General features: G+C 62.4%; 24 protein-coding genes and 1 tRNA gene. 21 read left to right on the plus strand and 4 right to left on the minus strand.

Going from position 1 to position 26735, the window contains the following annotated elements:
- Positions 1-46 precede the first annotated feature (46 nt).
- The 12 genes from argS to CO671_RS17920 all read left to right on the plus strand — a co-directional run bounded on the left by argS (position 47) and on the right by CO671_RS17920 (position 14174).
- Complete coding sequence (argS, locus tag CO671_RS17865; protein ID WP_097607032.1) at positions 47-1804, plus strand: arginine--tRNA ligase; 1758 nt, start codon at positions 47-49, stop codon at positions 1802-1804.
- A 61-nt stretch (positions 1805-1865) separates the two neighbouring features.
- Positions 1866-5066 carry an SPOR domain-containing protein gene (locus CO671_RS17870; protein ID WP_097607033.1) on the plus strand — a complete coding sequence of 1067 codons (3201 nt, stop codon included), beginning with the start codon at positions 1866-1868 and terminating at the stop codon, positions 5064-5066.
- Between the two features lie 110 nt (positions 5067-5176).
- A complete protein-coding gene (nagZ, locus tag CO671_RS17875; protein ID WP_097607133.1) occupies positions 5177-6190 on the plus strand; it encodes a beta-N-acetylhexosaminidase in 1014 nt (337 codons plus the stop codon).
- 18 nt (positions 6191-6208) lie between these two features.
- The gene (locus CO671_RS17880; RefSeq protein ID WP_097607034.1) at positions 6209-7066 is read left to right on the plus strand and encodes a ScpA family protein; all 858 of its coding nucleotides are present in this window, start codon (positions 6209-6211) and stop codon (positions 7064-7066) included.
- Entirely contained in the window at positions 7063-7767 is a 705-nt protein-coding gene (gene scpB, locus CO671_RS17885) for an SMC-Scp complex subunit ScpB (protein ID WP_097607035.1), read from the plus strand. The genes CO671_RS17880 and scpB overlap by 4 nt, the downstream gene beginning before the upstream one ends.
- A gap of 182 nt (positions 7768-7949) precedes the next feature.
- Positions 7950-8141 carry a twin-arginine translocase TatA/TatE family subunit gene (locus CO671_RS17890; RefSeq protein WP_097607036.1) on the plus strand — a complete coding sequence of 64 codons (192 nt, stop codon included), beginning with the start codon at positions 7950-7952 and terminating at the stop codon, positions 8139-8141.
- A 51-nt stretch (positions 8142-8192) separates the two neighbouring features.
- Entirely contained in the window at positions 8193-8810 is a 618-nt protein-coding gene (tatB, locus tag CO671_RS17895) for a Sec-independent protein translocase protein TatB (protein ID WP_097607037.1), read from the plus strand.
- Positions 8807-9634: a twin-arginine translocase subunit TatC gene (tatC, locus tag CO671_RS17900; RefSeq protein WP_038688492.1), complete on the plus strand. Its 828-nt coding sequence runs from the start codon at positions 8807-8809 to the stop codon at positions 9632-9634. The genes tatB and tatC overlap by 4 nt, the downstream gene beginning before the upstream one ends.
- 99 nt (positions 9635-9733) lie before the next feature.
- Entirely contained in the window at positions 9734-11017 is a 1284-nt protein-coding gene (gene serS / locus CO671_RS17905; RefSeq protein WP_097607038.1) for a serine--tRNA ligase, read from the plus strand.
- Between the two features lie 4 nt (positions 11018-11021).
- Positions 11022-11795, plus strand: coding sequence for a 5'/3'-nucleotidase SurE (gene surE, locus CO671_RS17910; RefSeq protein ID WP_017964058.1), 774 nt, complete (start codon positions 11022-11024; stop codon positions 11793-11795).
- The gene (locus CO671_RS17915; RefSeq protein ID WP_097607039.1) at positions 11792-12445 is read left to right on the plus strand and encodes a protein-L-isoaspartate(D-aspartate) O-methyltransferase; all 654 of its coding nucleotides are present in this window, start codon (positions 11792-11794) and stop codon (positions 12443-12445) included. Before surE ends, CO671_RS17915 begins: the two co-directional genes overlap by 4 nt.
- Before the next feature lie 139 nt (positions 12446-12584).
- On the plus strand, positions 12585-14174 hold the full coding sequence (locus tag CO671_RS17920; protein WP_097607040.1) for a peptidoglycan DD-metalloendopeptidase family protein: 1590 nt from the start codon (positions 12585-12587) through the stop codon (positions 14172-14174).
- Positions 14175-14232: 58 nt separating this feature from the next.
- Here CO671_RS17920 and CO671_RS17925 read toward each other — a convergent pair whose 3' ends face one another.
- A complete protein-coding gene (locus CO671_RS17925; RefSeq protein ID WP_097607041.1) occupies positions 14233-15105 on the minus strand; it encodes an ATP-binding protein in 873 nt (290 codons plus the stop codon).
- A gap of 202 nt (positions 15106-15307) precedes the next feature.
- Between CO671_RS17925 and yajC the strand changes: the two genes are divergently transcribed.
- From yajC to CO671_RS17950, 5 genes are all read left to right on the plus strand, one after another.
- Entirely contained in the window at positions 15308-15655 is a 348-nt protein-coding gene (gene yajC, locus CO671_RS17930; RefSeq protein ID WP_064683514.1) for a preprotein translocase subunit YajC, read from the plus strand.
- A 44-nt stretch (positions 15656-15699) separates the two neighbouring features.
- Entirely contained in the window at positions 15700-18240 is a 2541-nt protein-coding gene (secDF, locus tag CO671_RS17935) for a protein translocase subunit SecDF (RefSeq protein ID WP_097607042.1), read from the plus strand.
- Positions 18241-18244: 4 nt separating this feature from the next.
- On the plus strand, positions 18245-18631 hold the full coding sequence (locus CO671_RS17940; RefSeq protein WP_039619395.1) for an Mth938-like domain-containing protein: 387 nt from the start codon (positions 18245-18247) through the stop codon (positions 18629-18631).
- Between the two features lie 2 nt (positions 18632-18633).
- Positions 18634-19491: a phytoene/squalene synthase family protein gene (locus CO671_RS17945; protein ID WP_097607043.1), complete on the plus strand. Its 858-nt coding sequence runs from the start codon at positions 18634-18636 to the stop codon at positions 19489-19491.
- 71 nt (positions 19492-19562) lie between these two features.
- Positions 19563-20030 (plus strand): hypothetical protein, encoded by a 468-nt coding sequence (locus CO671_RS17950; protein WP_097607044.1) that lies wholly within the window; start codon positions 19563-19565, stop codon positions 20028-20030.
- A 9-nt stretch (positions 20031-20039) separates the two neighbouring features.
- Here the strand turns inward: CO671_RS17950 and trmFO are convergent, their stop codons facing one another.
- From trmFO to CO671_RS17965, 3 genes are all read right to left on the minus strand, one after another.
- On the minus strand, positions 20040-21470 hold the full coding sequence (trmFO, locus tag CO671_RS17955; RefSeq protein WP_097607045.1) for a methylenetetrahydrofolate--tRNA-(uracil(54)-C(5))-methyltransferase (FADH(2)-oxidizing) TrmFO: 1431 nt from the start codon (positions 21468-21470) through the stop codon (positions 20040-20042).
- Positions 21471-21570: 100 nt separating this feature from the next.
- On the minus strand, positions 21571-21714 hold the full coding sequence (locus tag CO671_RS17960; RefSeq protein ID WP_010030024.1) for a DUF1127 domain-containing protein: 144 nt from the start codon (positions 21712-21714) through the stop codon (positions 21571-21573).
- 298 nt (positions 21715-22012) lie between these two features.
- The gene (locus tag CO671_RS17965; protein ID WP_004678838.1) at positions 22013-22159 is read right to left on the minus strand and encodes a DUF1127 domain-containing protein; all 147 of its coding nucleotides are present in this window, start codon (positions 22157-22159) and stop codon (positions 22013-22015) included.
- Positions 22160-23048: 889 nt separating this feature from the next.
- On the opposite strand from CO671_RS17965, the gene CO671_RS17970 reads away from it, so the two are divergent.
- The 4 genes from CO671_RS17970 to tig all read left to right on the plus strand — a co-directional run bounded on the left by CO671_RS17970 (position 23049) and on the right by tig (position 26656).
- Complete coding sequence (locus CO671_RS17970; protein WP_097607046.1) at positions 23049-24143, plus strand: DUF2157 domain-containing protein; 1095 nt, start codon at positions 23049-23051, stop codon at positions 24141-24143.
- Positions 24140-24730 (plus strand): GDYXXLXY domain-containing protein, encoded by a 591-nt coding sequence (locus CO671_RS17975; RefSeq protein WP_097607047.1) that lies wholly within the window; start codon positions 24140-24142, stop codon positions 24728-24730. The genes CO671_RS17970 and CO671_RS17975 overlap by 4 nt, the downstream gene beginning before the upstream one ends.
- Before the next feature lie 153 nt (positions 24731-24883).
- Positions 24884-24968: transfer RNA gene (locus CO671_RS17980), tRNA-Leu, on the plus strand.
- A gap of 203 nt (positions 24969-25171) precedes the next feature.
- On the plus strand, positions 25172-26656 hold the full coding sequence (gene tig / locus CO671_RS17985; RefSeq protein ID WP_097607048.1) for a trigger factor: 1485 nt from the start codon (positions 25172-25174) through the stop codon (positions 26654-26656).
- Positions 26657-26735 lie beyond the last annotated feature (79 nt).

A 26735-nucleotide genomic window follows, 5' to 3' on the forward strand; every position in this document is an offset into this window, starting at 1 on the left:
AAGGCCGATTTGCGCCTTTGGCACAGCCTATGCATGGAAGAGTGCGATGAACCTATTTACCGACTTCGAAGCCAGGATCAAAACCGCCCTTGAACAGATCGATCTGGTCAGGGAAAAGCGATCCGAGCTCGATTTCGGCCGCATCACCGTCGAGCCGCCGCGCGATGCGAGCCATGGCGATGTTGCGACCAACGCCGCGATGGTCCTGGCAAAGCCGCTCGGGTCCAATCCTCGCGCGCTTGCCGACGTCATCATCGCCAAGCTCAAAGAGGATGCCGACGTCGCCGATGTCTCGGTCGCAGGTCCCGGCTTCATCAACATCCGTCTCGCCGTCGGCTACTGGCAACGGCTGCTCGCCTCGATGATCGCCTCCGGCACCGACTACGGCCGCTCGACCCTCGGTGCAGGCCGCAAGGTCAATGTCGAATATGTCTCGGCCAATCCGACCGGTCCGATGCATGTCGGCCATTGCCGCGGCGCCGTTGTCGGCGACGCGCTCGCCAACCTGCTCGCCTTTGCCGGTTACGGCGTCGAGAAGGAATATTACATCAACGACGCCGGCTCGCAGATCGACGTGCTCGCCCGCTCGGTCTTCCTGCGTTATCGCGAAGCGCTCGGGGAACGGATCGGCGAAATCCCCTCGGGTCTCTATCCCGGCGATTATCTCGTCCCCGTCGGCCAGTCGCTTGCCGCCGATTACGGCGTGCGGCTGCACAACATGCCGGAAGAGCAATGGATGCCGATCGTCAAGGATCGCACGATCAGCGCGATGATGGTGATGATCCGGGAGGATCTGGCGGCGCTGAACGTCCATCACGATATCTTCTTCTCCGAACGCACCTTGCATGCCAATGGTGCGGCCGCGATCCGCACGGCGATCAACGACCTGACCTTCAAGGGTTACGTCTACAAGGGCACTCTGCCGCCGCCGAAGGGCCAGTTGCCCGAGGATTGGGAGGATCGCGAACAGACGCTGTTCCGCTCGACCGAGGTGGGCGACGACATGGACCGGCCGCTGATCAAGTCGGACGGCTCCTACACCTATTTCGCCGCCGACGTCGCCTACTTCAAGAACAAGTTCGATCGCGGTTTCGACGAGATGATCTATGTGCTCGGCGCCGACCATGGCGGCTATGTCAAGCGCCTCGAAGCGGTGGCGCGCGGCGTTTCGGATGGCAAGGCGAAGCTGACGGTGCTGCTCTGCCAGCTCGTCAAGCTCTATCGCGACGGCGAACCGGTGAAGATGTCGAAACGCTCCGGCGATTTTGTCACGCTTCGGGACGTCGTCGAGGAAGTCGGCCGTGATTCGGTCCGCTTCATGATGCTTTACCGCAAGAATTCCGAACCGCTGGACTTCGATTTCGCCAAAGTGACGGAGCAATCGAAGGACAATCCTGTTTTTTACGTGCAGTATGCGCACGCCCGCTGCATGTCGGTCTTCCGGCAGGCGAGGGAGGCTTTCCCCGGCCTCGATGTTTCGTCTGACGATCTTGCGAAAGCCGTTGCTGGCATTGGCGATCCGGCCGAATTGCAGCTCGTCGCCAAGCTTGCCGAATTCCCGCGTATCGTCGAAGCGGCGGCCCAGTCGCAGGAGCCGCATCGCATCGCTTTTTACCTCTACGACCTCGCCAGTTCCTTCCACGCGCACTGGAACAAAGGTAAAGATCAGACGGAATTACGATTTGTTAATGATAAAAACCGAGAATCAAGTATTGCCAGACTTGGGCTGGTGTACGCCGTCGCGTCGGTTTTGAAGTCGGGACTTGCCATTACAGGCACTGCCGCACCTGACGAAATGCGATAACGTCACCATTTCCCCACAATGCGCTGGCATTTGAGCGTTGGCGTTTGCGAGTGGGATAGGCATGGCTGAGAAACAACTTGCGTATGATACGCGCGGAAAAGACGATCTGTTTGCTGACGACGATCCGTTGGCCGAGCTTGCTCGTATCGTCGGCTTCGAACCGCGTGTTGCAGCGAATACGGTGAGCGAAGCCGCACGGCGCGAGCCCGCCTTCAATCTTGAGGATGAGCTCGGCCGCGAGTTCGACCGTTACGACTCTCCGCGTCCGCTCGCAGAGCTCGACCATCCGGCCGAGCCGATTTCCGATGGCATTGCGCCCGAAGATTATGTCGAGCCCGTTCTCGATGTCGCCCCTGCTGTCGAAAGCCCGCAGGCTCCGGAGCCTGTCTCCGTTGCTCCTGACGAAGCAGTGCAGCCTGCAGCAAGAAATTGGGACGTTGCCGCTGCGGACTGGCCGGCCGGCCCGCAGCAGCTTTCCATCGATCCCGTTTCCGAGGCGCCCATCCAAACCGCCTTCGGTGGCGCCCGCGATCTGATCGAAGAGCTCGAATTGTCGATCGGTGCGGCGCCCGTCTCTTCCGTGCCGCAGTCTGCCAAAGCCCCGCAATGGTCGGCCGCCAGCATCCGGCTGCCGCTTGCCAATTTCCACGCGCCGAAACGCGAGGAGCCGGTTGCTCCGCCGGCGGATGTGGTCGAGCCGGCGGCCGAAACTGTCGCCGCGCCGGTGGCAGAGGTAGCCGACGAACCGGTGGCTGAATCATCGCTCGCCGATCCTGTGGCGGTAGAGCCGCAGCCTGCGGTCGAGCAGTCGGCGCCCGTCGCCGCTGTTGAGCCCGCCGAGGAATTCGTCTCCGCTTCGCCGTCATTTGGGTTTCCCGCCGAACTCGATCGTCATGATGAGGCAAGTGCGCCGCAAGAGACTGCCGAAGCCGAAGAGTTCTTTGACGTCGAGGAAGGCCCGGAGGAGTTCAGCTCCGACGTCGGTTTCGATCTCGCTGCCGCTGTGGAGGGCGAGATTCAGGCTGATGCCGCCCTGACCGAAGTCGTACCGGAAGTTCCGCACACCGCCGGCACTTTCGATCTCGACGATCTGCTGGCCGACGTCTCGCGCTATCCGGTGCCGCATCCGGTATTGCAGCGCGCCAATCTGGCGCCTGTCTCGCCGCAGTCCGCCGCCGAGGCCGCCCCGGTAGCTGCCGCACCGGTTCAGCCTGCGCCGGTCGTCGCTGCACCGGTCCTCTCCGCTCCCGTCGAAATGGTTCCTGCTGATGTCGCCGAAGCGGTAAAGCCGGTCGCGCCCCAGCCTGCCGAGGTCACCGCGCCCCAGCCTGCCGCAACGGCATATGCCCGGGCGCCGCAGCCCGCGCCGGAGGCTGACGATCCTTTTGCCGGCCACGATTTCGAACTGGATCTTGCCGGCATCGAGCTGGAACTTGCCGATCTCGATTTTTCCGAGGCGTCCGAGCCTGCACCGCAGCCGAAGCCGCAGCCGGCACCCGCTGCGCTCCAGCAGGCGACCGCGCCCACGCGGTCCGCGCCGGTCTTTGCGGCCGAACCGTCGGCCGTAGCTCCTGCGCCTGTTTTCAACTGGACACCCGCCCCAGAAGCGCCCGCCCCAGAAGTGCCCGTCGCAGAATCGACCGAAGACCTGCCTTTCGATCCGGCGATGATCTCTGATCCGGAGGAACGTCCCGAGACCGTCGACGACATGCACGTGCCGGCGCTGCCGCCGGTCGAGCAGCCCGCGCCGGTGGCGAAAACGGCGGATTTCGATTTCGATCTCGACGCAGAGATCGCGAGCTTCTTCGAACCGGCCAAGCCGCGGGAAATGCCGGCGCCGCCCCGTGATACCGCTGCCGCGGCCAAGCCGGTCAAGCCGACCATTGCCGACGGCCTCGATGATTTCGAACGGGCGCTGGAGGAGGATTTCCGCCGCAGTGTGCGCGAGCCGGTCGAGCGCCGCCAGACCTCCGAGGTCCACATCGAATCGGCAAGCCAGGCCGCCGATTTCAGCCGCGCCCGCTCGATGCGCCGGCTGCTTGCCGGGGCTGTCGTGCTGGTGGTCTTCGCCGGCGTCGGTTATGGCGTCTATTCCTCCGTCTGGAACGGCGAGGGGCTTGGCATTGTCGCATCCGGCGAGCCGCGCGTGATCACCGCCGACAAGGAGCCGGTCAAGGTCGTTCCGGAAAATCCCGGCGGCAAGACCGTGCCCAACCAGGACAAGGCCGTCTATGACCGCGTCGCGGGTTCTGCCGAGGAACCGAAACAGAAGGCGCTCGTGTCGTCCGACGAGGCGCCCGTCGATGTCGTCCAGCGCACACTGACACCGGAAGCGCTGCCCGAGGACGACGAGAACGCCGCCGCCGCCGATCAGGTCACGCCGACCGCGGTCGGTGAGACGGAGGATCCGCGTCTGCTGCCGAACCAGGCAAACGCCGAGGACACGCCCGCAAGCGGGGCCGACAAGACGCCGTCCGTTTCGCCGCGCAAGGTCCGCACGATGATCGTCAAGCCTGACGGCACCCTGGTCGCCCGCGAGGAGGCTGCGCCCGTCGATCAGCCGGAGCCGTCGGCACAGTCTGCCCAGGCAACGCCGTCTGCCCAGCCGGTACCGTCTGCCCAGCCGCCGGTCACGGCCCAGTCCGCGCCGTCGACCCCGACCGTGCCGCCGGTTAGCGGAACGGCTGCAAGTTTCCCGGCAAGCGCCGAGGTTGCTTCCGCCGATGCGCGTTCCGCAGCACCGGTCGAACCCGCCCCGGCACCAGGATCACCTGCCGTAACTGCCGATGCGCAGACGGCAAATCCCGCCTCGGCCGATGCGCCGGTACGGCCGGTTAAGACCACGACGATCGCCGATACGGCCCCGGTTCCGATTGCCCGCCCGGCCGATCAGCCCGTCAATGTCGTCGGCACCGTCACCGAAAAGGGCAATGTCCGCACGCCGGCGCAGCAGCCGAAGCCGACGCAGGTTGCTTCTGCCGCCCCGGCCGCCGCCCAGCCGCAGCAGGCCGCATCCCCCGGCGGCTACGGCCTCCAAATCGCGTCACTGCCGTCGGAGGACGAGGCCAACAAGTCCTATGCCAACCTCTCGAAGAAATTCGCCGGGGTGCTGGGTGGCCGCGCTCATGAAATCCGCAGGGCCGATATCGCCGGCAAGGGCACTTTCTACCGTGTTCGCATCCCGGTCGGCTCCAAGGATGACGCCGCAGCACTTTGCGAACAGTATCGCGCAGCCGGCGGAAGCTGCCTGATCTCCAAGTAAAATCAGGTCACGGAATTATGAGAGCGGCGGGCCGATCGGCCCGCCGCTCTTTTTTGTGCATCGCGCCCGCGCTTGCTCGCATTTGGCCCGGGGCGGTCTATGATTCCTATATGACCGAATCAAAAGCGATGATCCTGGGCTGCAGCGGCCTTGTCCTCACATCCGAAGAGAAGGCCTTCTTTCGGGGCGAACGGCCCTGGGGCTTCATCCTCTTCGGACGCAACATCTCCGAAGCCTCGCAGATTGCCGATCTCGTCGATGAATTGCGCGACAGCGTCGGCTGGCATGCGCCGGTGCTGATCGACCAGGAGGGCGGCCGCGTCCAGCGCATCCGTCCCCCCATTCTCTCACGCTATCCCTCGGGCCAGGCGCTCGGCGATCTCTATCGCCGCGACCCGGCGCTCGGGCTGCGCGCCGCCTGGGCGATGTCGCGGCTGCACGCCTTCGACCTTTCGAGGCTTGGCATCGATGTCGATTGCCTGCCGGTGCTCGACGTGCCGGTCGAAGGCAGCAGCAACGTCATCGGTGACCGCGCCTATGGCGGCGATCCCGAGACCGTCATCGCCATGGGCCGGGCGGCTGCCGAAGGGCTGAAGGCCGGCGGCCTGCTGCCTGTGATGAAGCATATGCCCGGCCACGGCCGCGGTTTTGCCGATTCACATCTGGAGCTGCCCGTCGTCACCGTTTCGCGCGATGAGCTCGAAACCCATGATTTCCCCCCCTTCGTCGCGATGAAGGACGAACTGATGGCGATGACCTGCCACGTCGTCTTCACCGCCATCGACCCGGACAATCCGGCGACGACCTCGCGCAAGGTGATCGACGGCGTCATCCGCGAGCATATCGGCTTCAGCGGTCTGCTGCTTTCCGACGATAGCTCGATGAACGCTCTTTCGGGCACGATCGGCGAGCGTGCGGCGAATATCATTGCAGGCGGATGCGATATCGTGCTGCATTGCAACGGCAAGATGGACGAGATGGTGGATGTCGTGGCAAATGTTCCACCGCTCGCCGGCGTGTCGCTTGTCCGCGCCAAGGCGGTGGAAGCAGGCTTCGCCGCGCCGGATACGGTTGACGAAGCCGAACTGCGGGCGGAGTTCGAGGCAATGTTTGCGATCGTGTGATCGCAGAGGAGCAGGGTGGTGAACACGGTCAAGGGCACGCAACGTCCGCAGGCGGCAACGCCGATGGATAAGCTGTGGCAGGACAACGGCGCCGAGCGCGCCAGCCACGAGCCGGCGTTGGTGATCGACGTTGCCGGCTTCGAAGGTCCGCTCGACCTGTTGCTCTATCTCGCCCGCAACCAGAAGGTCGACCTGTCGCGCATTTCGGTGCTGGCGCTTGCCGAGCAATATCTGCAGTTCGTCGAAAGCGCCCGCCGGATCCGCATCGAGCTCGCCGCCGATTATCTCGTCATGGCGGCCTGGCTTGCCTATTTGAAGTCACGGCTGCTCATTCCCCAACAGGTCAAGGATGACGGGCCCTCGGGCGAGGAGATGGCGGCAACGCTTGCCTTCCGCCTGAAACGCCTCGAAGCCATGCGCCAGGCGGCCGAAGGCCTCGTTAACCGCAACCGCCTTGGCCGCGATATCTTCGCGCGCGGCGCGCCCGAGCATATTCCCGATCGGCAGCAGTCGGCTTACGCGGCGAGCCTCTACGATCTCCTGACCGCCTATGCGGCGCTGCGCCAGCGCCACGCCGTCACCCAGGTGACGATCGAGAGGCGCAATGTCTGGTCGCTGACCGACGCGCGCGAGCTGCTGACCCAGATGATCGGCGAGGTCGGGGACTGGACGGCGATGGAGCATTATCTGCTGCGTTATCTCGCAGCGCCCGAGGAGCGCGTCACGGCCATCGCCAGCGCCTTTGCCGCCTCGCTGGAGCTGGTTCGCGAGGGCAAGCTCGAAATCCGCCAGGACGGCGCCTTCCAGCCGATCTATATGCGCCGCGGCCCGAAACATGCGACGCTGCAAGTGGTGGAACAGGAGCGGCCGGCTTGATCGATCTGAAGAGCGAAGAGGATTACGAGGACCAAGGTCGCGACCTGCAGGCCGAGATCGAGGCCGAGCGCATTGCCGAGGCCCTGGTCTTTGCCTCCTCGCAGCCGGTGCCCGAAGGTTTCCTCGCCGAGCGCCTCCCCAGGGATGCCGACGTTCGCGCGATCATGCTGCGCCTGAAGGAACAATATGCGCCGCGGGGCGTCAACCTCGTGCAGGTGGAGGGCGCCTGGGCCTTCCGCACCGCCGCCGATCTCTCCTTCGTCATCCGCCGCGATGACAATGAGGTGAAGAAGCTGTCACGCGCCGCGCTGGAAGTGCTGTCGATCATCGCCTATCACCAGCCGGTGACGCGCGCCGAAATCGAGGATATCCGCGGCGTGCAGACCTCGCGCGGCACGCTCGACGTGCTGATGGAAGCCGGCTGGGTGCGGTTTCGCGGCCGCCGGCGCACGCCGGGCCGGCCGGTGACATTGGGCACGACGCGGGATTTTCTCGACCATTTCGGCCTCGAGGAATTGCGCGATCTGCCCGGTCTCGAAGAATTGAAGGGAGCAGGCCTGCTGTCGGGCCGGATTCCGGCGAATTTCAATATTCCCTCGCCATTGATGAACGACGAGCTGAGCGAGGACGAAGACCCCATTACCCAGATGGATCTCGAAGAACTTGGGTTGCTCGCCCCGCGCTCTACCTCCGAAGATTGAAGGACTTCGTCTTGCTTTTGCCATGCATGACGAAAACAATGGTGCTCACCATTTTTCGGCGGGTCTGTGGCTTGTCACAAAGGGCGATACCGTGACATTAAGCTCAGTTCGAAGGGCTTGATGTTGGAAACGGTGTGGGAAATCCTTACATCGAGGGAACATCGCAACAGGGAGTTAAGGTAATGGGTTCTTTAAGCATGTGGCACTGGCTGATCGTTCTGGTCATCGTGCTGTTGTTGTTCGGTCGCGGCAAGATTCCGGAACTGATGGGCGATGTCGCCAAGGGCATCAAGAGCTTCAAGAAGGGCATGACCGACGAAGATGCGCCGGAATCGGCAAAGACCGTCGATCACAAGGCCGACGAAACGAAGTAACCAAGTCCGGGAAAAAGCGCAGCCCCCGCGCTTCCCGTCCAGGAGCCTTGCATGTTCGATATTGGCTGGACCGAGCTTTTGGTCATCGCGGTCGTGCTGATCGTCGTTGTCGGTCCCAAGGATTTGCCGCCGATGCTGCGCGCTTTCGGCAAGATGACGCAGCGCGCCCGCAAGGTAGCCGGTGAGTTCCGCGCGCAGTTCGACGAAGCGCTGCGTGAGGCCGAGCTCGACGATGTCCGCCAGACGATCACCGACGCCCAGAAGCTCAATCCGGTCAACAGTCTGCGCGAGGCCATGAACCCGCTTCGTCAGATGGGCAACGAGATCAAGGCCGACCTGCAGAAAGCAAGCACGCCCTCTGAGAATAAGACCGAAGTGCCGCCGGCAGCCGTATCCGCCCCGACGCCGTCGATGAGCCTGCCGGAAACGCCGCCGCCAATGCCGGCACCCGTACCGGCGCCGGAACCCGTCGCCGCCGCGGCCGTCCAGGCCGATACGATTGCCGCCAAGCCGAAGGCTCCGCGCAAGCCGCGCGTCAAGGCCGCTGACAAAGCTGATGCGGTCGCCGCCATTGCCGCGCCGGTCGAAAAGCCGAAGCGCGCGACGGCAGCCAGGAAGCCCGCAACGCCGAAAACGCCGGCGCAGACTGAGAAGAAGGACGAGGCATGAGCGGTGATATCGAAGACAAGCCGCAGCCGTTGATCGAGCACCTGATGGAACTGCGCACGCGGCTGATGTGGTCGATCGGCGCGTTCTTCATCGCCTTCGTCGTGTGCTTCTTTTTCGCCAAGCACATCTTCAACTACCTGGTCTATCCCTATAAGCTCGCCGTCAGCTGGGCCAACCTCGATGTCGAGAAGGCGCAGCTCATCTACACGGCGCCGCAGGAATTCTTCTTTACGCAGGTCAAGGTCGCCATGTTCGGTGGCCTTGTCATCGCTTTTCCGATCATCGCCGCCCAGATCTACAAGTTTGTAGCGCCAGGCCTCTATAAGAATGAACGGGCGGCCTTCCTGCCGTTCCTGATCGCTTCCCCACTTCTGTTCCTCTTGGGCGCCGCGCTGGTCTATTTTTTCTTCACGCCGATGGTCATGTGGTTCTTCCTGTCGATGCAGCAGGCGCCGGGCCACGACGAGGTCGCAATCTCGCTTCTGCCGAAGGTTTCGGAATATCTGAGTCTGATCATGACGCTGGTCTTCTCCTTCGGCCTCGTCTTCCAGCTGCCCGTTGTCACGACATTGCTTGCCCGTGTCGGCCTGCTGACGTCGGAATGGCTCGCCGAAAAGCGTAAATTCGCCATCGTGCTGGCCTTTGTCGTCGCTGCCGTGCTGACGCCGCCGGACCCCTTATCCCAGATCGGCCTTGCGATACCGGCGATCCTTCTCTACGAGATTGCCATCTATGCGGCGCGACTCGTGGAGCGCCAGCGTGCCCGGCAGGCGGTCGAGAAGGAAACCGGATCCGCAGACGTTGCCAAGACGGACAGCGTCTGAGCGGCAATCCGGCAATCCCTTCATGAGCGCCGTCCCATCCGGTCGAAGCCCGATCAGGCTTTGGCCGGGTCACTTCTGTTGCAACGACCTGGAACGACGATGCTCGATATCAAATGGATCCGTGAGAATGCCGAAGCGCTCGATGCCGCCCTTGCCAAGCGCGGTGCGGAGCCTCTTGCCCAAAGCCTCATTGCCCTCGATGAAAAGCGCCGCTCCGCCGTGCAGAAGGCGCAGGACCTGCTGTCCCGCCGCAATCTCGCCTCCAAGGAGATCGGTGCGGCGCTGTCCCAGAAGAACGGCGAACTCGCCGAGAAGCTGAAGGCCGAGGTCGCTGAGCTGAAGACCTTGCTGCCGATGGTCGAGGAAGAGGACCGGCAGCTTACGGCCGAGCTCAACGACGCGCTCTCGCGCATCCCCAACATACCCTTCGACGATGTCCCGGTCGGCAAGGACGAGCATGACAATGTCATCACCCGCACCGTCGGCGAAAAGCCGCGCTGGAACCACACGCCGAAGGAGCACTTCGAAATCGGCGAGGCGCTCGGCTATATGGATTTCGAGCGCGCCGCCAAACTCTCCGGCTCGCGCTTCACGGTGCTGACCGGGCCGCTCGCCAGGCTCGAGCGCGCGCTCGGCCAGTTCATGATCGATCTCCACACCCGCGAGCACGGTTATACCGAAGTCAGCTCGCCGCTGATGGTGCGGGCTGAAGCGTTGTACGGCACCGGCAATCTGCCGAAGTTCGAAGAGGATCTCTTCAAGACGACGGATGGCCGCTATCTCATTCCGACGGCCGAGGTGACGCTGACCAATCTGGTGCGCGAGGAAATCCTCGACCAGGAAAAGCTGCCGCTTCGCTTTACCGCGTTGACGCCGTCCTTCCGTTCGGAAGCGGGCTCGGCCGGCCGCGACACCCGCGGCATGCTGCGCCAGCACCAGTTCTGGAAATGCGAGCTCGTCTCGATCACCGATGCCGAGAGCGCCATTGCCGAGCATGAAAGGATGACCGCCTGCGCCGAAGAAGTGCTGAAGCGGCTCGGCCTGCATTTTCGCACCATGACGCTTTGCACCGGTGACATGGGCTTCGGCTCGCGCAAGACCTACGATCTCGAAGTCTGGCTGCCCGGGCAGAATGCCTTCCGGGAAATCTCCTCCTGCTCGGTCTGCGGCGATTTCCAGGCCCGCCGCATGAATGCGCGCTATCGCGGCAAGGACGACAAGAGCAACAGGTTCGTCCACACGCTGAACGGCTCCGGCACCGCCGTCGGACGCTGCCTGATCGCCGTGCTTGAAAATTATTTGAACGAGGATGGTTCGGTCACGATTCCGGACGTTTTGCTGCCTTATATGGGCGGATTGACCAAGATCGAACGGGCGGCCTGAGGCGATGCGCATCCTGCTTACGAATGACGACGGCATTCACGCGGAAGGCTTGGCCGCGCTGGAGCGGATTGCCCGCACGCTGTCGGACGATGTCTGGATCGTGGCGCCCGAGACGGACCAGAGCGGTCTTGCCCATTCGCTGAGCCTGTCGGAACCTCTGCGGCTGCGCAAAATCTCCGACAAGCATTTCGCCTTGCGCGGCACGCCGACCGATTGCGTCATCATGGGCATCCGGCAGGTGATGGACATCAAGCCCGACCTCGTCCTCTCCGGCGTTAATTCGGGCTCGAATGTCGCCGACGACGTGACCTATTCCGGCACGATCGCCGGCGCCATCGAGGGCACTATGCAGGGCGTGCGCTCCTTCGCGCTGAGCCAGGCCTATCTCTATGAGGATGGCGCGCGCATCGTGCCCTGGGAGGTCTGCGAGACGCATGCGCCGGCTCTTCTGGAAAAGCTGATGGTTCTGGATCTGCCGGAGGGTACGTTCCTCAATCTCAACTTCCCGAACTGCCGTCCCGACGAGGTCGATGGCGCCGAGGTGACCATGCAGGGCAAGCTCGCTTTCAATCTGCAGGTCGATGCCCGCTCCGATGGTCGGGGCTTTCCCTATTACTGGCTGAAGTTCGGCGAACGCGCCGGCGCCTTCATCGAAGGCACCGATATTCACGCCCTCAAGCATAACAAGATTTCGGTAACGCCTTTGAAACTGGATCTGACCGATTATTCCGTAACGGACCGCGTGGCGCGGGCCTTGGGATACGGAGCACAGGTTTGACGGCAAGACTGGCGGAGAAGGAGGGCTTTGCGGCGCTCGTCCTCAGACTGCGTGCCGAAGGCATCTCCGACCTCGATCTGCTGACGGCGGTCGAGCAGACGCAGCGCTCGCTGTTCGTGCCGGCGCAATTTACCGACGACGCCTATTCGAGCCGGACGATTCCGATCGAATGCGGCTCCTTCCTCGAAGGCATCGATTTTGTCGTCCGCATCCTCCATCACCTCAAGCTCAAACCGGGACAGCGTGTTCTGGAAATCGGCACCGGCAGCGGCTTCACTGCTGCGGTCATGGGCCGCCTGGCCGAACGCGTTCTGTCGATCGATCGCTACAAGACGCTGACGACGGCTGCACAGCGGCGCATGGAATCGCTTGGCCTGCGCAACGTCGTCATCCGCCAGGCCGACGGCAGCGCCGGCATGCAGGGCGAGGGCACGTTCGATCGTATCCTGGTGACGGCGGCCTTCAATGCGATGCCGCGTTTTTATACAGACCAGCTCGTTTCCGGCGGCTCGATGATCGCGCCGCTGATGATTTCCGAGAACGAATGTCGCATGGTGCGGCTGACGAAAACCGGCAGTCGTTTCGAACGCGAGGAACTGTTCGAAGCCCCTTATCTGCCGATCGTTCCGCGTCTTGCCTCGCTGCTGTAGGCACTGCGATTTTTCACCCGTAAGCTATGGTTATCAACTTCTCAAAAATATCGCACTGATTCCAGCATCTTAACCGCGTGGTAATACTAACGCGTTTTAATAGACTCACAAATGGTTGCGTTCTCAGTGGGTCGAGTCAATGCGTTTCAGTCTTTCGCCGAAGTTCGGTAAGTCGGCCGGTAATCTTCTGGTTGTGGGCCTGCTGGCGAGTGCCGCAACGGGCTGCAGTTCCGATGTGACACGGTTTGGCGGTTTGTTTTCCTCCTCCGGGCAGGATCAGATCACCACAAGTTCCATTCCGCGCAGGGGTGGCGTCCAGGGCGATTCGGTGCCGCGCGCCGATCTTAGCGGTACGGCCGTCGCCAGCCAGTCCGGTTACGGCGGCAACAATGCGCTGAACCAGCCCTATCCGGCGAACCCGGGCTACGAGCCGGTCCGTCCATCGAGCGCACGCCTGGCTTCCTCGCCGGTCGCGATACAGCGTTCCGAGCTTGCGGCGCCGACGGCTGCCGCACCGTCCCGGCAGCGGGAAAAGCAAGTGGCGCTCGCCCAGCCGTTCCCGGCTTCGCCGCAGGCTGAAAAGCCGCGGCTCGTGGCACCGGCAGCACCCAAGGCGACGCCCGATTCGCTGACAACAGGCACGACGCCGAAGGTTTCCGGCTGGTCGGCGACCAATGCGCCTTCCGTGACGCTGCGTCCGGGCGAAAACATCGCCACGCTGTCCAGACGTTTCGGTGTTCCGGAAAAGGAAATCCTGCGCGTCAATAATCTGAAGACGGCCTCTGCCGCCCAACCCGGTCAGGCGATCCTGATCCCGACGTTCAATGGCGGCAATGCCGCCAAGGCAGCTTCGCAGGCAGCCGACCTTTCCAAACCCGGCAATATGCCGGGGCCGGCCAAGGCGCCTGAACAGAAGGTCGCGGTCGTCCCGGGCGCCAATTCCGCCCGCGACAAGACGATGGCGAGCGCCGATCCAACCGGCAAGCTTCCGGCCGGCGCCGGCAAGGACCCGAAGGCGCCTGCCGGCACCTATGTCGTCAAGCAGGGCGATTCGCTGGCAAAGATCGCCAAGGCGACCGGCGCCAATATCGACGATCTCAAGGCGGCCAACAATCTTTCGGCGAGTTCGCTGCGTGTCGGCCAGGCCCTGAAGGTCCCGAACGGCAGAGCCGACACGATCAAGACCGCCTCGATCCCGGCCGAAAAGGTCGAGTCGAAGCCGGCTGATCCGGCGCCTGCCCAGCAGACGGCTTCCGTCCAGCCCGCGCCCTATAAGGCGCCGGCCGCCACGCAGACCGTCGACGAGGTCGAGAAGAAGGCCGACGTCAGCTCCGACGCGCCGGAATCGACCGGCATCGGCAAATACCGCTGGCCGGTGCGCGGCCAGGTCATTGCTGCCTATGGCGCCAACGTCAACGGCAACCGCAACGACGGCATCGATATCTCGGTCCCGCAGGGCACGCCGATCAAGGCCGCCGAAAACGGCGTCGTCATCTATGCTGGCAACGGCCTGAAGGAACTCGGCAACACGGTCCTCGTCCGTCACGACGACGGCACCGTCACTGTCTATGGCAATGCCGACACGCTGAGCGTTGCCCGCGGCCAGAAGATCCAGCGCGGCCAGACCGTCGCCGTCTCCGGCATGAGCGGCGACGTCAAGCAGCCGCAGGTCCATTTCGAGGTGCGCAAGGACGCGTCCCCGGTCAACCCGATGACTTTCCTGGAATAGGTAGAGCGTACCAGGAAGCGCAAAAGCCCGGCCAACCGCCAGGCTTTTGTCATTTAAATTAGACTCTATCGATATGGACGCGCATGCGTCCTGCCAGATCCTGAATATACTGCCAGGCGACGCGGCCGGAGCGGGCGCCGCGCGTCGTTGCCCATTCCAGCGCCTCGGCATGCATCTTGTCGCGTGCGAGCCCGAGCTGGAAATGATCGGCATAGCCGTCGATCATGCCGAGATAGTCTTCCTGGCTGCATTTATGAAATCCGAGCCAGAGGCCGAAACGATCGGACAGCGAAACCTTCTCCTCGACGGCTTCGGACGGATTGATCGCTGTCGACTGTTCGTTTTCCATCATGTGACGCGGCAAGAGATGGCGCCGGTTCGACGTGGCATAGAAGAGCACGTTGTCCGGCCGTCCTTCGACGCCGCCGTCAAGCGCCGCCTTCAGCGACTTGTAGGCGGTGTCGTCGTGATCGAAGGAGAGGTCATCGCAGAAGACGATCACGCGGTAGGGCGTATCCTTCAGGAGGTCGAGCAGGTTGGGGAGGCTCGCAATATCCTCGCGGTGAACTTCGACCAGCTTCAGCGCGACGCCGCTTTCGCGCCTGACATCCTCGTGCACGGCTTTGACCAGCGACGATTTGCCCATGCCGCGCGCACCCCAGAGCAGCACATTGTTGGCCGCATAACCTGCGGCGAAACGCACCGTATTTTCATGCAGGATGTCGCGCACGTGGTCGACGCCGCGGATGAGCTTCAGCGCCACCCGGTTGGGTTTCTTAACGGGCTGCAGATGCTGGCGCAGCGGCGCCCAGACGAAACAGTCTGCCGCGTTCCAGTCGTTGACGGCGGGTGCCGGTCCGGCAAGACGCTGAACGGCATCAGCGAGCCGCTTCAGCTCGGCAAGCAGGGCGGTGTTGATTTCCTCGGTCATCGCAAGCTCCTGATTTCTTGCTGCGGCAATCCGCTTTATCTTTCGATGCGGGTAGCATGGCGTTTTGCCGCCGGAAAGGTTATGAGGCAGCGGAATCGGTACTGTTTCCGGCTGTTTCTGTTGCATTCATCGAAGCGGCAACTATAGTCCGGCAACCTGAAAAATGAGGCGGAGTTCCGCCGCCAAGCCTGAGGAGTTTAGCATGTTCATCACCCCGGCATTCGCCCAGAGTGCGACCGACACCGCAACCGGTTTCGGCAGCTCCGGTTTCGAAATGATCATTCTGTTCGTGCCGCTGATGGTCGTTTGGTACTTCCTGCTGATCCGTCCGCAGCGCGCCCAGGCCAAGAAGCGTGAGGAAACCCTGAAGGCGATCCGTCGCGGCGACCAGGTCGTGACCGGCGGCGGTCTCGTCGGCAAGGTGACGAAGGTCGTCGACGACAAGGAAGTCGAAGTCGAGATTGCCGAAGGCGTTCGCGTCCGCATCGTCCGCAGCGGCATTTCGGAAGTTCGCGTCAAGGGTGAACCTGTCAAGGCCGACGCGGCGTAACAGGCGATAACGGCAAAGCGCCGGATCGGAAGATCGTCGAGAGAATGTTGCATTTTTCCCGCTGGAAAACACTTCTGATTTGGCTGGTTGCGTTTGCGGCCGTCGTCATCGCTGCGCCCAATCTGGTGAGCGAGGCACAGCGTGCCTCTCTGCCGGATTGGCTGCGAAACGATCGCCTGATGCTCGGCCTCGATCTGCAGGGCGGTTCCCATATCGTTCTGAAGGTCGAGCGTTCCGATATCGTCAAGGACCGCCTGGAAGAGGCCGTCGCGAATGTACGCAACGCGCTGCGCGGCGCCGGCATCCGCTATACCGGGCTGACCGGCAACGACCAGACCGTCACTGTCCGGATCACCGATCCCGCCGAGACGCAGAAAGCGGTCGATCGTCTGAAATCCCTGACGACGACCGGCGGAGATTCCGCCCCTGGGCTCGCGCTGCAGCAGGGCGGCGAAGGGCAGCTTTCCCTGCAGATTTCCGACGCCGGCATTACCGCTGACGTCGCCTCCGCCCGGACCCGGTCGCTCGATATCGTCGCCCGCCGCATCGCCGGATTCGGCTACGAGAATTTCCTCGTTCGTCCCGATGGCGACGACCGGATCAGCGTGCAGGTGCTGGGATCGGTCGATGCCGAGCGGCTGAAGAACCTCCTCAACCAGCCGGCCAAGCTTTCTTTTCATCTGATCGATGAAAGCATGTCGGGGCAGGAGGCGCTGAACGGTCGCTGGCCGGCGACCTCGCAGGTGCTCTATTCGCTGGACGATCCGCCGGTTCCCTATCTCGTCGACCGTACGGCATTCGTCACCGGCAGCAACATGGTCGACATCCAGCCGGTCGTGGATCCGCAGACGCAGGATACCTCCATTGCCTATCGTCTGGATGCGGAAGGCACGCGGCGGCTGGCTGAGGCGACGGGGCAGAATATCGGCAAGCATCTTGCCATCGTCTTCGACGACCAGGTCATGTCGGCGCCGGTCATCGATGCGGCGATCACCGGCGGTGAGGGCCGGATATCGGCGAACTTCTCCGAAGATGGCGTCCGCGACCTTGCGGTAATGCTGCGGGCAGGGGCTTTGCCGGCAACGCTGACGAGCGTCGAGGAACGCAGCGTCAGCCCGAGCTTCGGCGCTGACTCCATCTTCTCCGGCCTCATTGCCGGCCTCGTCGCCGTGCTGCTGGTCGCAGCATTGATGATCGCGCTTTATCGGATTCTCGGCCTCGTTGCCGTCGTCTCGCTCTTCTTCAATCTGATCCTGATCATTGCCGTGCTGAGCCTTGCCGGCGCGACGCTGACCTTGCCTGGTATTGCCGGCATCGTGCTCATCGTCGGCATGGCGGTCGATTCCAACGTGCTGATCTACGAGCGCATCCGCGAGGAGGAGAAAACCGGCCCCTCCTTTGCGCAGGCGGTCGGCCGCGGCTTCTCGCGCGCCTTCTCAACCATCGTCGATGCGAATGTCACGATCTTCATCGCCGCCGTCATTCTCTTTTTCCTCGGCAGCGAATCCATTCGTGGTTTTGCCGTGACGCTGGCGGTCGGCATTCTGACGACCGTCTTCACGGCATTCACGCTGACCCGCTCGATTGTTGCTGCCTGGCTGGCGCGACGCCATCCGCGGCACCTGCCGAAAGGCGTCCTGACCCATCTCTTCGAGCACGCCAATATCCGGTTCATGGGCATCCGCCGCTATGTCTTCACGGCGTCGGCTGCGATTTCGCTGATCGCCATGGCGGCCTTTGCCACCGTCGGCCTGCAGCTCGGCATCGACTTCACCGGCGGCTCGCTCATCGAGGTGACGGCGAAACAGGGCAATGCCGATATCGCCGATCTCCGATCGCGCCTCAACGATCTCAATCTCGGCGAGGTCGGGGTCGAACGCACCGGCGGGCCGGCGAACGCGCGGATCCGCATCGCGTCCCAGGGCGGCGGAGAGAATGCCGAGCAATCGGCAGCGACGCTGGTGCGCGGCGAGCTCGAGGCGGATTATGATTTCCGCCGCGTCGAAGTCGTCGGCCCGGCCATCTCCGGCGAATTGACGATGATGGCGACGCTCGGTGTCGCTGCCGCGCTCGCGGCAATCCTGCTCTACATCTGGATTCGCTTCGAGTGGCAGTTCGCCGTCGGCGCCATCGTCGCAACGCTGCACGACGTCATCATCATGCTGGGGCTTTTCGTGCTGACCGGCATCGAATTCAATCTGACGAGTATCGCCGCGGTGCTGACCATTGTCGGCTATTCCCTGAACGACACCGTCGTCGTTTATGACCGGATGCGCGAGAACCTGAAGCGATACACGAGGATGCCGCTGCCGATCCTGATCGATGCCTCGATCAATCAGACATTGTCGCGCACTGTCCTGACGGCGGCGACGACGCTGCTGGCTTTGCTGGCGCTCTACCTGTTCGGCGGCGACGTCATGCGCTCATTTGCCTTTGCGATGCTCTTCGGCGTCGCTCTCGGCACTTTCTCTTCGATCTATATCGCCGCTCCCGTGCTGATCGTCTTCCGGCTGCGGCCGGAGAGCCCCGACGGGGAAGAGAGCAACAAGACGGATGCTGGTGTAAAATCCGGCACGGTGGTTTGAAAACATGGCAAAAGGCATTGAAATCCGCGCCGCGCATTTTCCCGGCCGCGCCCCGATCGATACTTACGGTAACGGCGGCTTCCGTTTTGCCGACATGTCGCATCGCGGCTCGATCCTTTGCCTGCCCTCCGGCATTCATGGATGGGACATGGACATGTCGAAGCCGCTGTCGCTTGAAAATTTTCGCCGCGTGTTGGAGGAGGCCGCCGACATAGAGGTTCTGCTCGTCGGCACGGGAACCGAGCTTCGCCGTCTGCCCGACGAATTGAAGCAGGCGCTGAAGGCGCGCGGCATCTCCTCCGATCCGATGAGCACGGGTGCCGCGGTGCGCACCTTCAATATCATGCTGTCTGAGCAGCGCGCCGTCGCGGCGGCCTTGATTGCGGTCTGACGATGGCTGACGCGAATATTGCGACGAACCAGGATATCTGCCTGGCGATGCTGCGCGACAATGATCGCGACCGCTATCTCGCCTGCCTTCTATCGCCGCAGGACAAGCGCGGCGCGCTTGCGGCGCTTTACGCGTTCAATGCCGAGCTTGCCCGCATCCGCGACCTGGTGCACGAGCCGCTGCCCGGCGAGGTGCGCATGCAATATTGGCATGACCTGCTGGAAGGCAGTGCGCATGGTTCGACGGCGGCCAATCCCGTCGCCGCCGCGCTTCTGGAGGCAATCGAAACTTATCGCCTGCCGCGCAAGACGCTGGTCGACATGATCGAGGCCCGCACGTTCGACCTCTATGACGACCCGATGGAAACGCGGCTGACGCTCGAAGGTTATGCCGGCGAAACCGCCTCCGCGCTGATCCAGCTTGCAAGCCTTGTGCTTTCGCCGGAGGATGCCCCACGATCGGCCGATGCCGCCGGCCATGCCGGCGTCGCCCAGGCGATTGCCGGCCTGCTGCTTTTGATGCCGCTGCATCGCCGCCGCGGCCAGCTCTATATTCCGCTGCAGATCCTTTCAGCCACCGGCCTCGACCGAGATTCCTTCCTTGCCGGCGAAGACCGACCGCGCATCTCCGCCGCCATCGAGGCCTTCGCCGGCCTCGGCCGCGAGCATCTGGCAAAGGCGAGGGGGGCAGGGGCGATTGCGCCAGCCGTCTTTCCGGCCTTCCTGCCGGTCACACTGGCCGAGCCGGTGCTCCGCAAGGCGCAGAGGTGGGGCGCCCTGCTGTTCGACCGGCCGCTGCAGCCGCCGCAATGGCGCCGCCAGCTCGCAATGGCGCTGGCTGCATCGCGCAGGAAAATCTGATATCGGTCAAATTCGCGCAAGTCTCGCGCGCTACAAGGTCCTGACCGCTACCCTTTGAACGGAGACTCGGCGTGGGCATTATCGTCTGGTGCGTCCTTTTCGCCATCGTCATTTTCTTTGCCTTCGTGGCAACACGCATGGCTGCGCAAAACAAGGAAGACGGCCTGCACGACACCGGTCTCGCCATCATCGAGTTCGGCCGCGCCTTTCCCAACGAGGCGATCCGCCAGCTGCAGGCGACCGAAAACGGTCAGGCGATCTTCGTGCGCCTCCACGACAACAAGGCCGGGCTGATGCGCAACATGGCGCGCCACTTCTCCTGCCATCTGATCGAGCCCGGCCGTGTGCGCGTGGTAAGCTCGGAGACGGGCAGGGGGCTGGCGATCGAATTTATCGATGCGCCCAGTCACAACGGAAAATTCGAGTTCGCTTCACCGAAGGAGGCTTCCGAAGTTGCGTTGTGGCTGCTCGGCAACTACATCGCCGAGCCGGACAAGGACCTGCCAGCCGGCCATATATCCGCGGCCAACAAGCAGTAGGGCAGGTGCTCAGGCGCTTTCGGCAAAGCTCGGTGTCTGGCCGAGCCAGGCGGCGCAGTCCGCAAGCGCGCGACGCGCGATCAACTGCCGTTTCATGATCGTCTTATCCTTGCCGCGGAAGCGCTTGACGCCTTCGGGCTTGACGATCGAGCCGGGCTCAAGCTCCGGAAACAGCCCGAAATTGATGTTCATCGGTTGGAACGAGCGTTTGCCGGGCTCTTCGTCGGTGACGATGTGGCCGCCGGTGATATGACCGAGCAGCGAGCCGAGCGCCGTTGTCGCCGGCGGCAGCAAGATCGCTTCGCCCTTGCGTTCGGCGGCGGCAAAACGGCCGGCCATCAGCCCGACGCTGGCGCTTTCCACATAACCCTCGCAGCCGGTGATCTGGCCGGCGAAGCGCAGGCCGGGCCGCGACTTCAGCGTCAGCGACGGATCGAGCAGGGTCGGGGAGTTGATGTAGGTGTTGCGATGCAGGCCGCCGAGACGGGCAAATTCGGCATTTTCCAGGCCTGGGATCATCCGGAAGATTTCCGCCTGCGCGCCGTATTTCAGCTTCGTCTGGAAACCGACCATATTGTAGAGCGTGCCGAGCGCATTGTCCTGGCGCAGTTGCACGACGGCATAGGCCTTGACTGTCGGATTATGCGCGTTCGTCAGCCCCATCGGCTTCATCGGCCCGTGGCGCAGCGTCTCACGGCCGCGTTCGGCCATCACCTCGATCGGCAGGCAGCCGTCGAAATAAGGCGTGCCTTCCCATTCCTTGAAGCCGACAGTATCGCCAGCGATCAAAGCGTCGACGAAGGCATTGTACTGCGCCTCGTCCATCGGGCAGTTGATGTAATCCTTGCCAGTGCCGCCGGGGCCGACCTTGTCGTAGCGCGACTGATACCAGCAGATATCCATGTCGATGCTGTCGCGGTAGACGATCGGCGCGATGGCGTCGAAGAAGGCGAGCGAATCCTCGCCCGTTTGCGCCTGGATGGCGCTGGCGAGCGACGGCGCTGTCAGCGGCCCGGTGGCGACGATGGCAAGATCCCAGTCGCGCGGTGGCAGGCCGGTGATTTCCTCGCGCACGACGGTGATCAGCGGATGGTCGTGGATCGCCTTGGTCACGGCTTCGGAAAAGCCATCGCGATCGACGGCCAGCGCGCCGCCGGCCGGCACCTGGTGGCGGTCGGCGGCAGCCATGATCAGCGAGCCCGCCATGCGCATCTCGGCATGGATGACACCGACGGCATTGCTGGTCGCATCGTCGGACCGGAAGGAATTGGAGCAGACGAGTTCGGCAAGACCGTCGCTCTTGTGCGCATCCGTGCCGCGCACGCCGCGCATTTCATGCAAAATGACGGGAACGCCGGAGCTGGCGATCTGCCAGGCGGCTTCCGAACCGGCAAGCCCGCCGCCGACGACGTGAATAGGAGGATAGGAGATCGTGTTCATTCCGGGCTGATATCATGTCGGCAGATGCGATCCAACACCCGGAATCAAAAACGGCGCCCTGATGGCGCCGTCTTGAAGCATCGTGCCGGTTTTCCCGCGATTAGCGGAACGAGCGGGATGCGATGTTACGGATGTCGTAGCGGCTGACGCCGATGTCGGACAAGGTCTGGTTCGACAGGTTGCCGAGTTCGTTGAGTGTACGGCGGTAGCTGAGCCAGCTTTTTGCAATGCGGATCGGGTTCATTGTCATCTTCCTCGAACAAATGTCCGCTTGACGGCGGGATCGCCTGTCTCTCTGCGGTTGATGTTTATATAGGCGAAAACCCTCTCATTGTGCAGTGCAAATAAAAGGCGTCTGCCATGCAAATGTGCAATATGATGCTTGAGAATTAAGCGGTGTACATTTTTTGAGCGGGCTAAGGAACTGGGAAGATCCTGCAACCGAGACGACCGTCGATTGCCGCAAACGAAAACGCCCGCTGCGGTGCAGCGGGCGTTTTAATCTTGGGGGATCTGCTTGGGAGGAAGCAGAAACCTTTGAATTAACGCGAAGAAGCTTCGCGGGCGACGCGATGGATATCCGAACGGTCGATGCCGAGGTCATGCAATTCGCGGTTGGTCATGCGGCCGAGTTCGGTGACCGTCTGACGATACTTGCGCCAATTGTTGAAAGAGCGGGTGATGTTCATGTTAAGCCCCTTTCCGAGGGTTTGATCTGCCAGCAGCCACCCATCGGCGCTGACCTCTATTTGATGACCGCAATATATGTTGCGGCGCGAAGGACGAAAACAGCCAAGTTTTCAGGTCACCTATGCGAGTTATGCAATGCTTTACACAATCTTACCGCAGTCTGGTCAACGAATAGGCAAAGTCACTTGAGCGAATACCCGAGCCTTGAAGTGGCGAAGGGGCTGCGATGAGGAAAACCCGCCTCTGGCGAGTTGGGCGCTGGGCGGGCGGTCCGGTGCCGGTTCGACAAGCTGTCAGTCATTGCGATTGCCCCACGCAAAGCGGCGCGATCACGAATGCGGTGCCACGGCTTGAGGCGAAGAAAAATCCGGTGGATCTTGCTTTCCCGATGGCACAGCGCAGCTAGTATCGGATGTGCTAACGCCTTGAACTTACGCATTATGCTGTCTTCAAATAAAACGCCCGCCGGGGGAGGATCCGGCGGGCGCATTATAGTGACTGGCAACTGGGAGGAGGAGTGTCGCCAGTCTATCGCAGCGCGCTTGGGAGGAGGAGTGCGCGGCTGCGAATCTCGTCACGGATAAAGCAATCCGCGGGCGTCCGGCGGTGCCGGGCCGGCATCCCCGTGCTTCGATATCTGGGTAAATAGTATGACTAATTGATATTTTGCAGTGCAATAATTACATGAGAGATATGCGTAATGTGCATACCTCTTCCTTCATATGCTGATATTAGCAGTTCCGACGTTAGCGCCCGGTTAACATCTGACCCAAGTTAGACCAATGAGGAATTTGCATATTTAGCGCTGAGGCGTTTGCGAAGCTGCCTGCTGCGTCTATAAATGACGGCAGCCGCAGCGCGAGCGTCGCGGAACCGAGGGGTGGAAGCATGTATCGCGGCAGATTGGAGCGGGATCTCTCGCTCTGGGTGGGCAAGGGTCTGCTGGCAAAGGAAACGGCCGGCGCGCTTCTCGCCGAATATGACAGTCGCCCGGCCAGCTTCAGCCTCGGCCGGGTGCTGATGGCGCTGGCGGCGGTGCTGCTTGCTGCGGCCGTTTTGCTGGTTGTCGCTTCCAATTGGGAGGCCATTCCGCGCCTCGTCCGCGTCGGCGCTATCCTCGCCCTGATCTGGGCCGTGCACATTGCCGCCGCCCTGATGCTCGCCCGCGGTGCGGCGGCGGCCGCAGGCGGCTTGTTGGTCATCGGCGCGATGAGCTTCGGGGGCGCCATTTCGCTGGTCGGGCAGATGTATCATCTCTCCGGCGACCAGCAGACGGTGATGTATCTCTGGTTCGCCATCGCGACGATCTCGGCGATTCTGTTCCGTTCGGGCGCGGTGGTGGTCGTTGCGGGCTTTCTCTCCTGGGCGTCCTTCGCCGTTTATCTCGAGAACCATGACACGCATTGGATCGGGCTTGATCCCTGGATGGCGCCGGTCATGGCGGTGATTGTCATTGCGTTGGTGCGTTACACCGGCGCTGCGCGAGCACGTCATCTCGCCTATTTGCTCCTGATCGGCTGGCTTGCATGGCTCTACACGCTCTATGAGCAGATGGCGGTGGCGCTCGCCTTCGCCGTCGGCGGCATGGCGGCCTTCGTGCTGACAGCGTTGCCACATCCCCGTATCGCGCCCCTGGTCAGGAGTGCCGGCGCGGCCCCGGCTTTCTACAGCTTCCTCGTCGCCGCAATCGGCTTCCTGCTCCTGCATATCGAGATTGAGCAGGGATGGCGGCTGGTGGTGCTCGGTCTGGCGACACTTGCCGCCGCCGTGCTGGCGATCGCGCTGCATGGCAGGAACAATGGCGCCGTGCGTTACCTCGCCTATACGACTTTTGCCGCAGAGATGCTCTATCTCGCTTCCGTCACCGTCGGTTCGATCCTCGGCACGTCGAGCCTTTTCCTGTTTTCCGGTCTTGTGGTCGCGTTTGTCGCTTGGATCGTCATTCGGCTCGAGCGGCGCTTTTCGCGGGAGGCGCGCGCATGAGTTCGTGGATGGCAAGGCTGCAGTCCGGCAAGGGCTACCTGCTTTCGGCGGTCATCGTCGCCGGCCTGCAGACCATAATCCTCGGCACGATCATCCAGAGCCGGGCGTCGATTCTCAGCAATGGCGCCGAAGTGCTGCTGAAGACGGCCCCGGTCGATCCGCGCGATTTCCTGCGCGGCGATTATGTCGTCCTGAACTATGATATTTCAACCGTGCCGGTGCAGACGGTTTCCGGCGGCATTCCGGCCGAGCCGGGCGAACGCACGCTATGGGTCCGGTTGAAGAAGCAGGCGGACGGTTTCTGGACGGTGACCGAATCGTCCTTCCACGCGCTGCCGCCGCAGCCGGAGACGGTGATCCTGCGTAGCCAGCCATTCTATAGTGGCGGATTGGCTGCGGGCGACAGCGTCCGCGTCGAATACGGCATCGAGCGTTATTACGTCCCCGAAGGTCAGGGTAAAGCACTGGAGGAGGCGCGCAATGATGGCAACGTCGCCATAGCGGTGCGCGTTTCAGCGGACGGAAGCGCGCAGATCCGCAGCCTGCTCGTCGATGGCAAGCCGGTTTACGACGAGCCGCTTTACTGATCCCGCAAGCCTTCGGGGCAGGGGCGCTTTTAAGGCGCAAATCCCCTGTCATTTGCCGTTCATTTTTCCTTTGCCTCGACCAAATCGGGTGATATAGAGACGCCGCGCTCCGGAAGGCCTCATGCGCAGGCATAGGCATGCGGTTCTGTGGACGCGGGTATGGTGAAATTGGTAGACACGCCAGATTTAGGTTCTGGTGCCGCAAGGCGTGGGAGTTCAAGTCTCTCTACCCGCACCAGGCTGTTTGCAGGGGGAGACCAAGAACTTGGTTGTCCCCGAATGACCGAAGGTTGTTCCGAATACTCGGAAGTGAGTGCCGTTCCCCTTTTGGCGGAATGATACAGGAATTGGGAAAAGCCACGCGCGGCACGCTGCCGGCGTCGTGCTCATCGAAACGAACGGCGTCTGGGCACGGCCGCCACGACATGAAGGTAGGAAGACATGCAGGTTATCGAAACGCTCGCTGAAGGGCTGAAGCGCGAAATCAAGGTCGTTATCCCGGCCAAGGACATGGAAGACAAGATGAATGAGCGTCTTGCCGATGTGAAGGACAAGATCCGCATCAACGGCTTCCGTCCGGGCAAGGTCCCCGCAGCTCACCTGAAGAAGGTCTATGGCAAGTCGATCATGGCCGAGCTCGTCAACGAGATCGTCCGCGAACAGCCGACCGCCATCCTGTCCAGCCGCGGCGAAAAGTCGGCCACGCAGCCGGAAATCGCCATGACGGAAGACAAGGACGAAGCCGACAAGATCCTCTCCGCCCAGCAGGATTTCGAATTCACGCTTTCCTACGAAGTGCTGCCGCCGATCGAGCTGAAGTCGGTCAAGGGCATCAAGGTCACGCGCGAAGTCATCGACATCTCGGATGACGAAGTCAACGAGCAGGTCCTGAAGGTTGCCGAAAGCGCCCGTTCCTACGAGAGCAAGACCGGCAAGGCCGCCAACGGCGACCGCGTCACCATGGATTACGTCGGCAAGGTCGACGGTGAAGCCTTCGAAGGCGGCACCGACCAGGGCGCCGAGCTGGTAATCGGTTCCGGCCGCTTCATCCCCGGCTTCGAAGACCAGCTCGTCGGCGTCAAGGCCGGCGAAGAGAAGACCATCACCGTAACCTTCCCGGCCGACTATCCGGCCAAGAACCTCGCTGGCAAGGAAGCGACCTTCGACATCACGGTCAAGGACGTTGCAGCGCCTGGCAAGGTCGAGATCAACGACGAACTCGCCTCCAAGCTCGGCATTGAATCCGCCGACCGCCTGAAGGAGATCGTCCGCGGCCAGATCGAATCGCAGTATGGTTCGCTGACCCGTCAGAAGCTGAAGCGTCAGATCCTCGACCAGCTCGACGAGATGTACAAGTTCGACACTCCGTCTTCGCTCGTCGACGCCGAATACAACGGCATCTGGAGCCAGGTGAACAACGACCTCGCTCAGTCCGGCAAGACCTTCGAGGACGAAGACACGACCGAAGAGAAGGCACGTGAGGAATACAAGACGCTCGCCGAGCGTCGCGTCCGCCTTGGCCTCGTTCTCTCCGAAATCGGCGAAAAGGCCGGCGTCGAAGTGACCGAAGACGAAATGCAGCGCGCCATCTACGATCAGCTGCGCCAGTATCCCGGCCAGGAAAAGCAGATCCTCGAATTCTTCCGCAGCCAGCCGGGTGCGGCCGCTTCGATCCGCGCACCGATCTTCGAAGAGAAGGTCATCGATCATCTGCTGAGCGAAATCGACGTCACCGACAAGAAGGTGACGAAGGAAGAGCTGCTCGCCGAGGAAGAAGGTGAAGCCAAGGCCGAGACCAAGAAGGCCGCGCCGAAGAAGAAGGCTGCCGCCAAGACCGAAGCCGCCGAGGCTGGCGAAGGCGAGGAAGCCGCTCCGAAAAAGAAGGCTGCTCCGAAGAAGAAGGCTTCCGAGGACAGCGCCGAATAATCGCTTCCCGGTTCAGACGTTTGAAAGGCCCCGCCATCGTGCGGGGCCTTTTCTTTTTCGACCATCCGGCCTTTCATGG

This window comes from Rhizobium sp. M10, assembly GCF_002531955.1.
Taxonomy (GTDB): Bacteria; Pseudomonadota; Alphaproteobacteria; order Rhizobiales; family Rhizobiaceae; genus Rhizobium; species Rhizobium etli_C.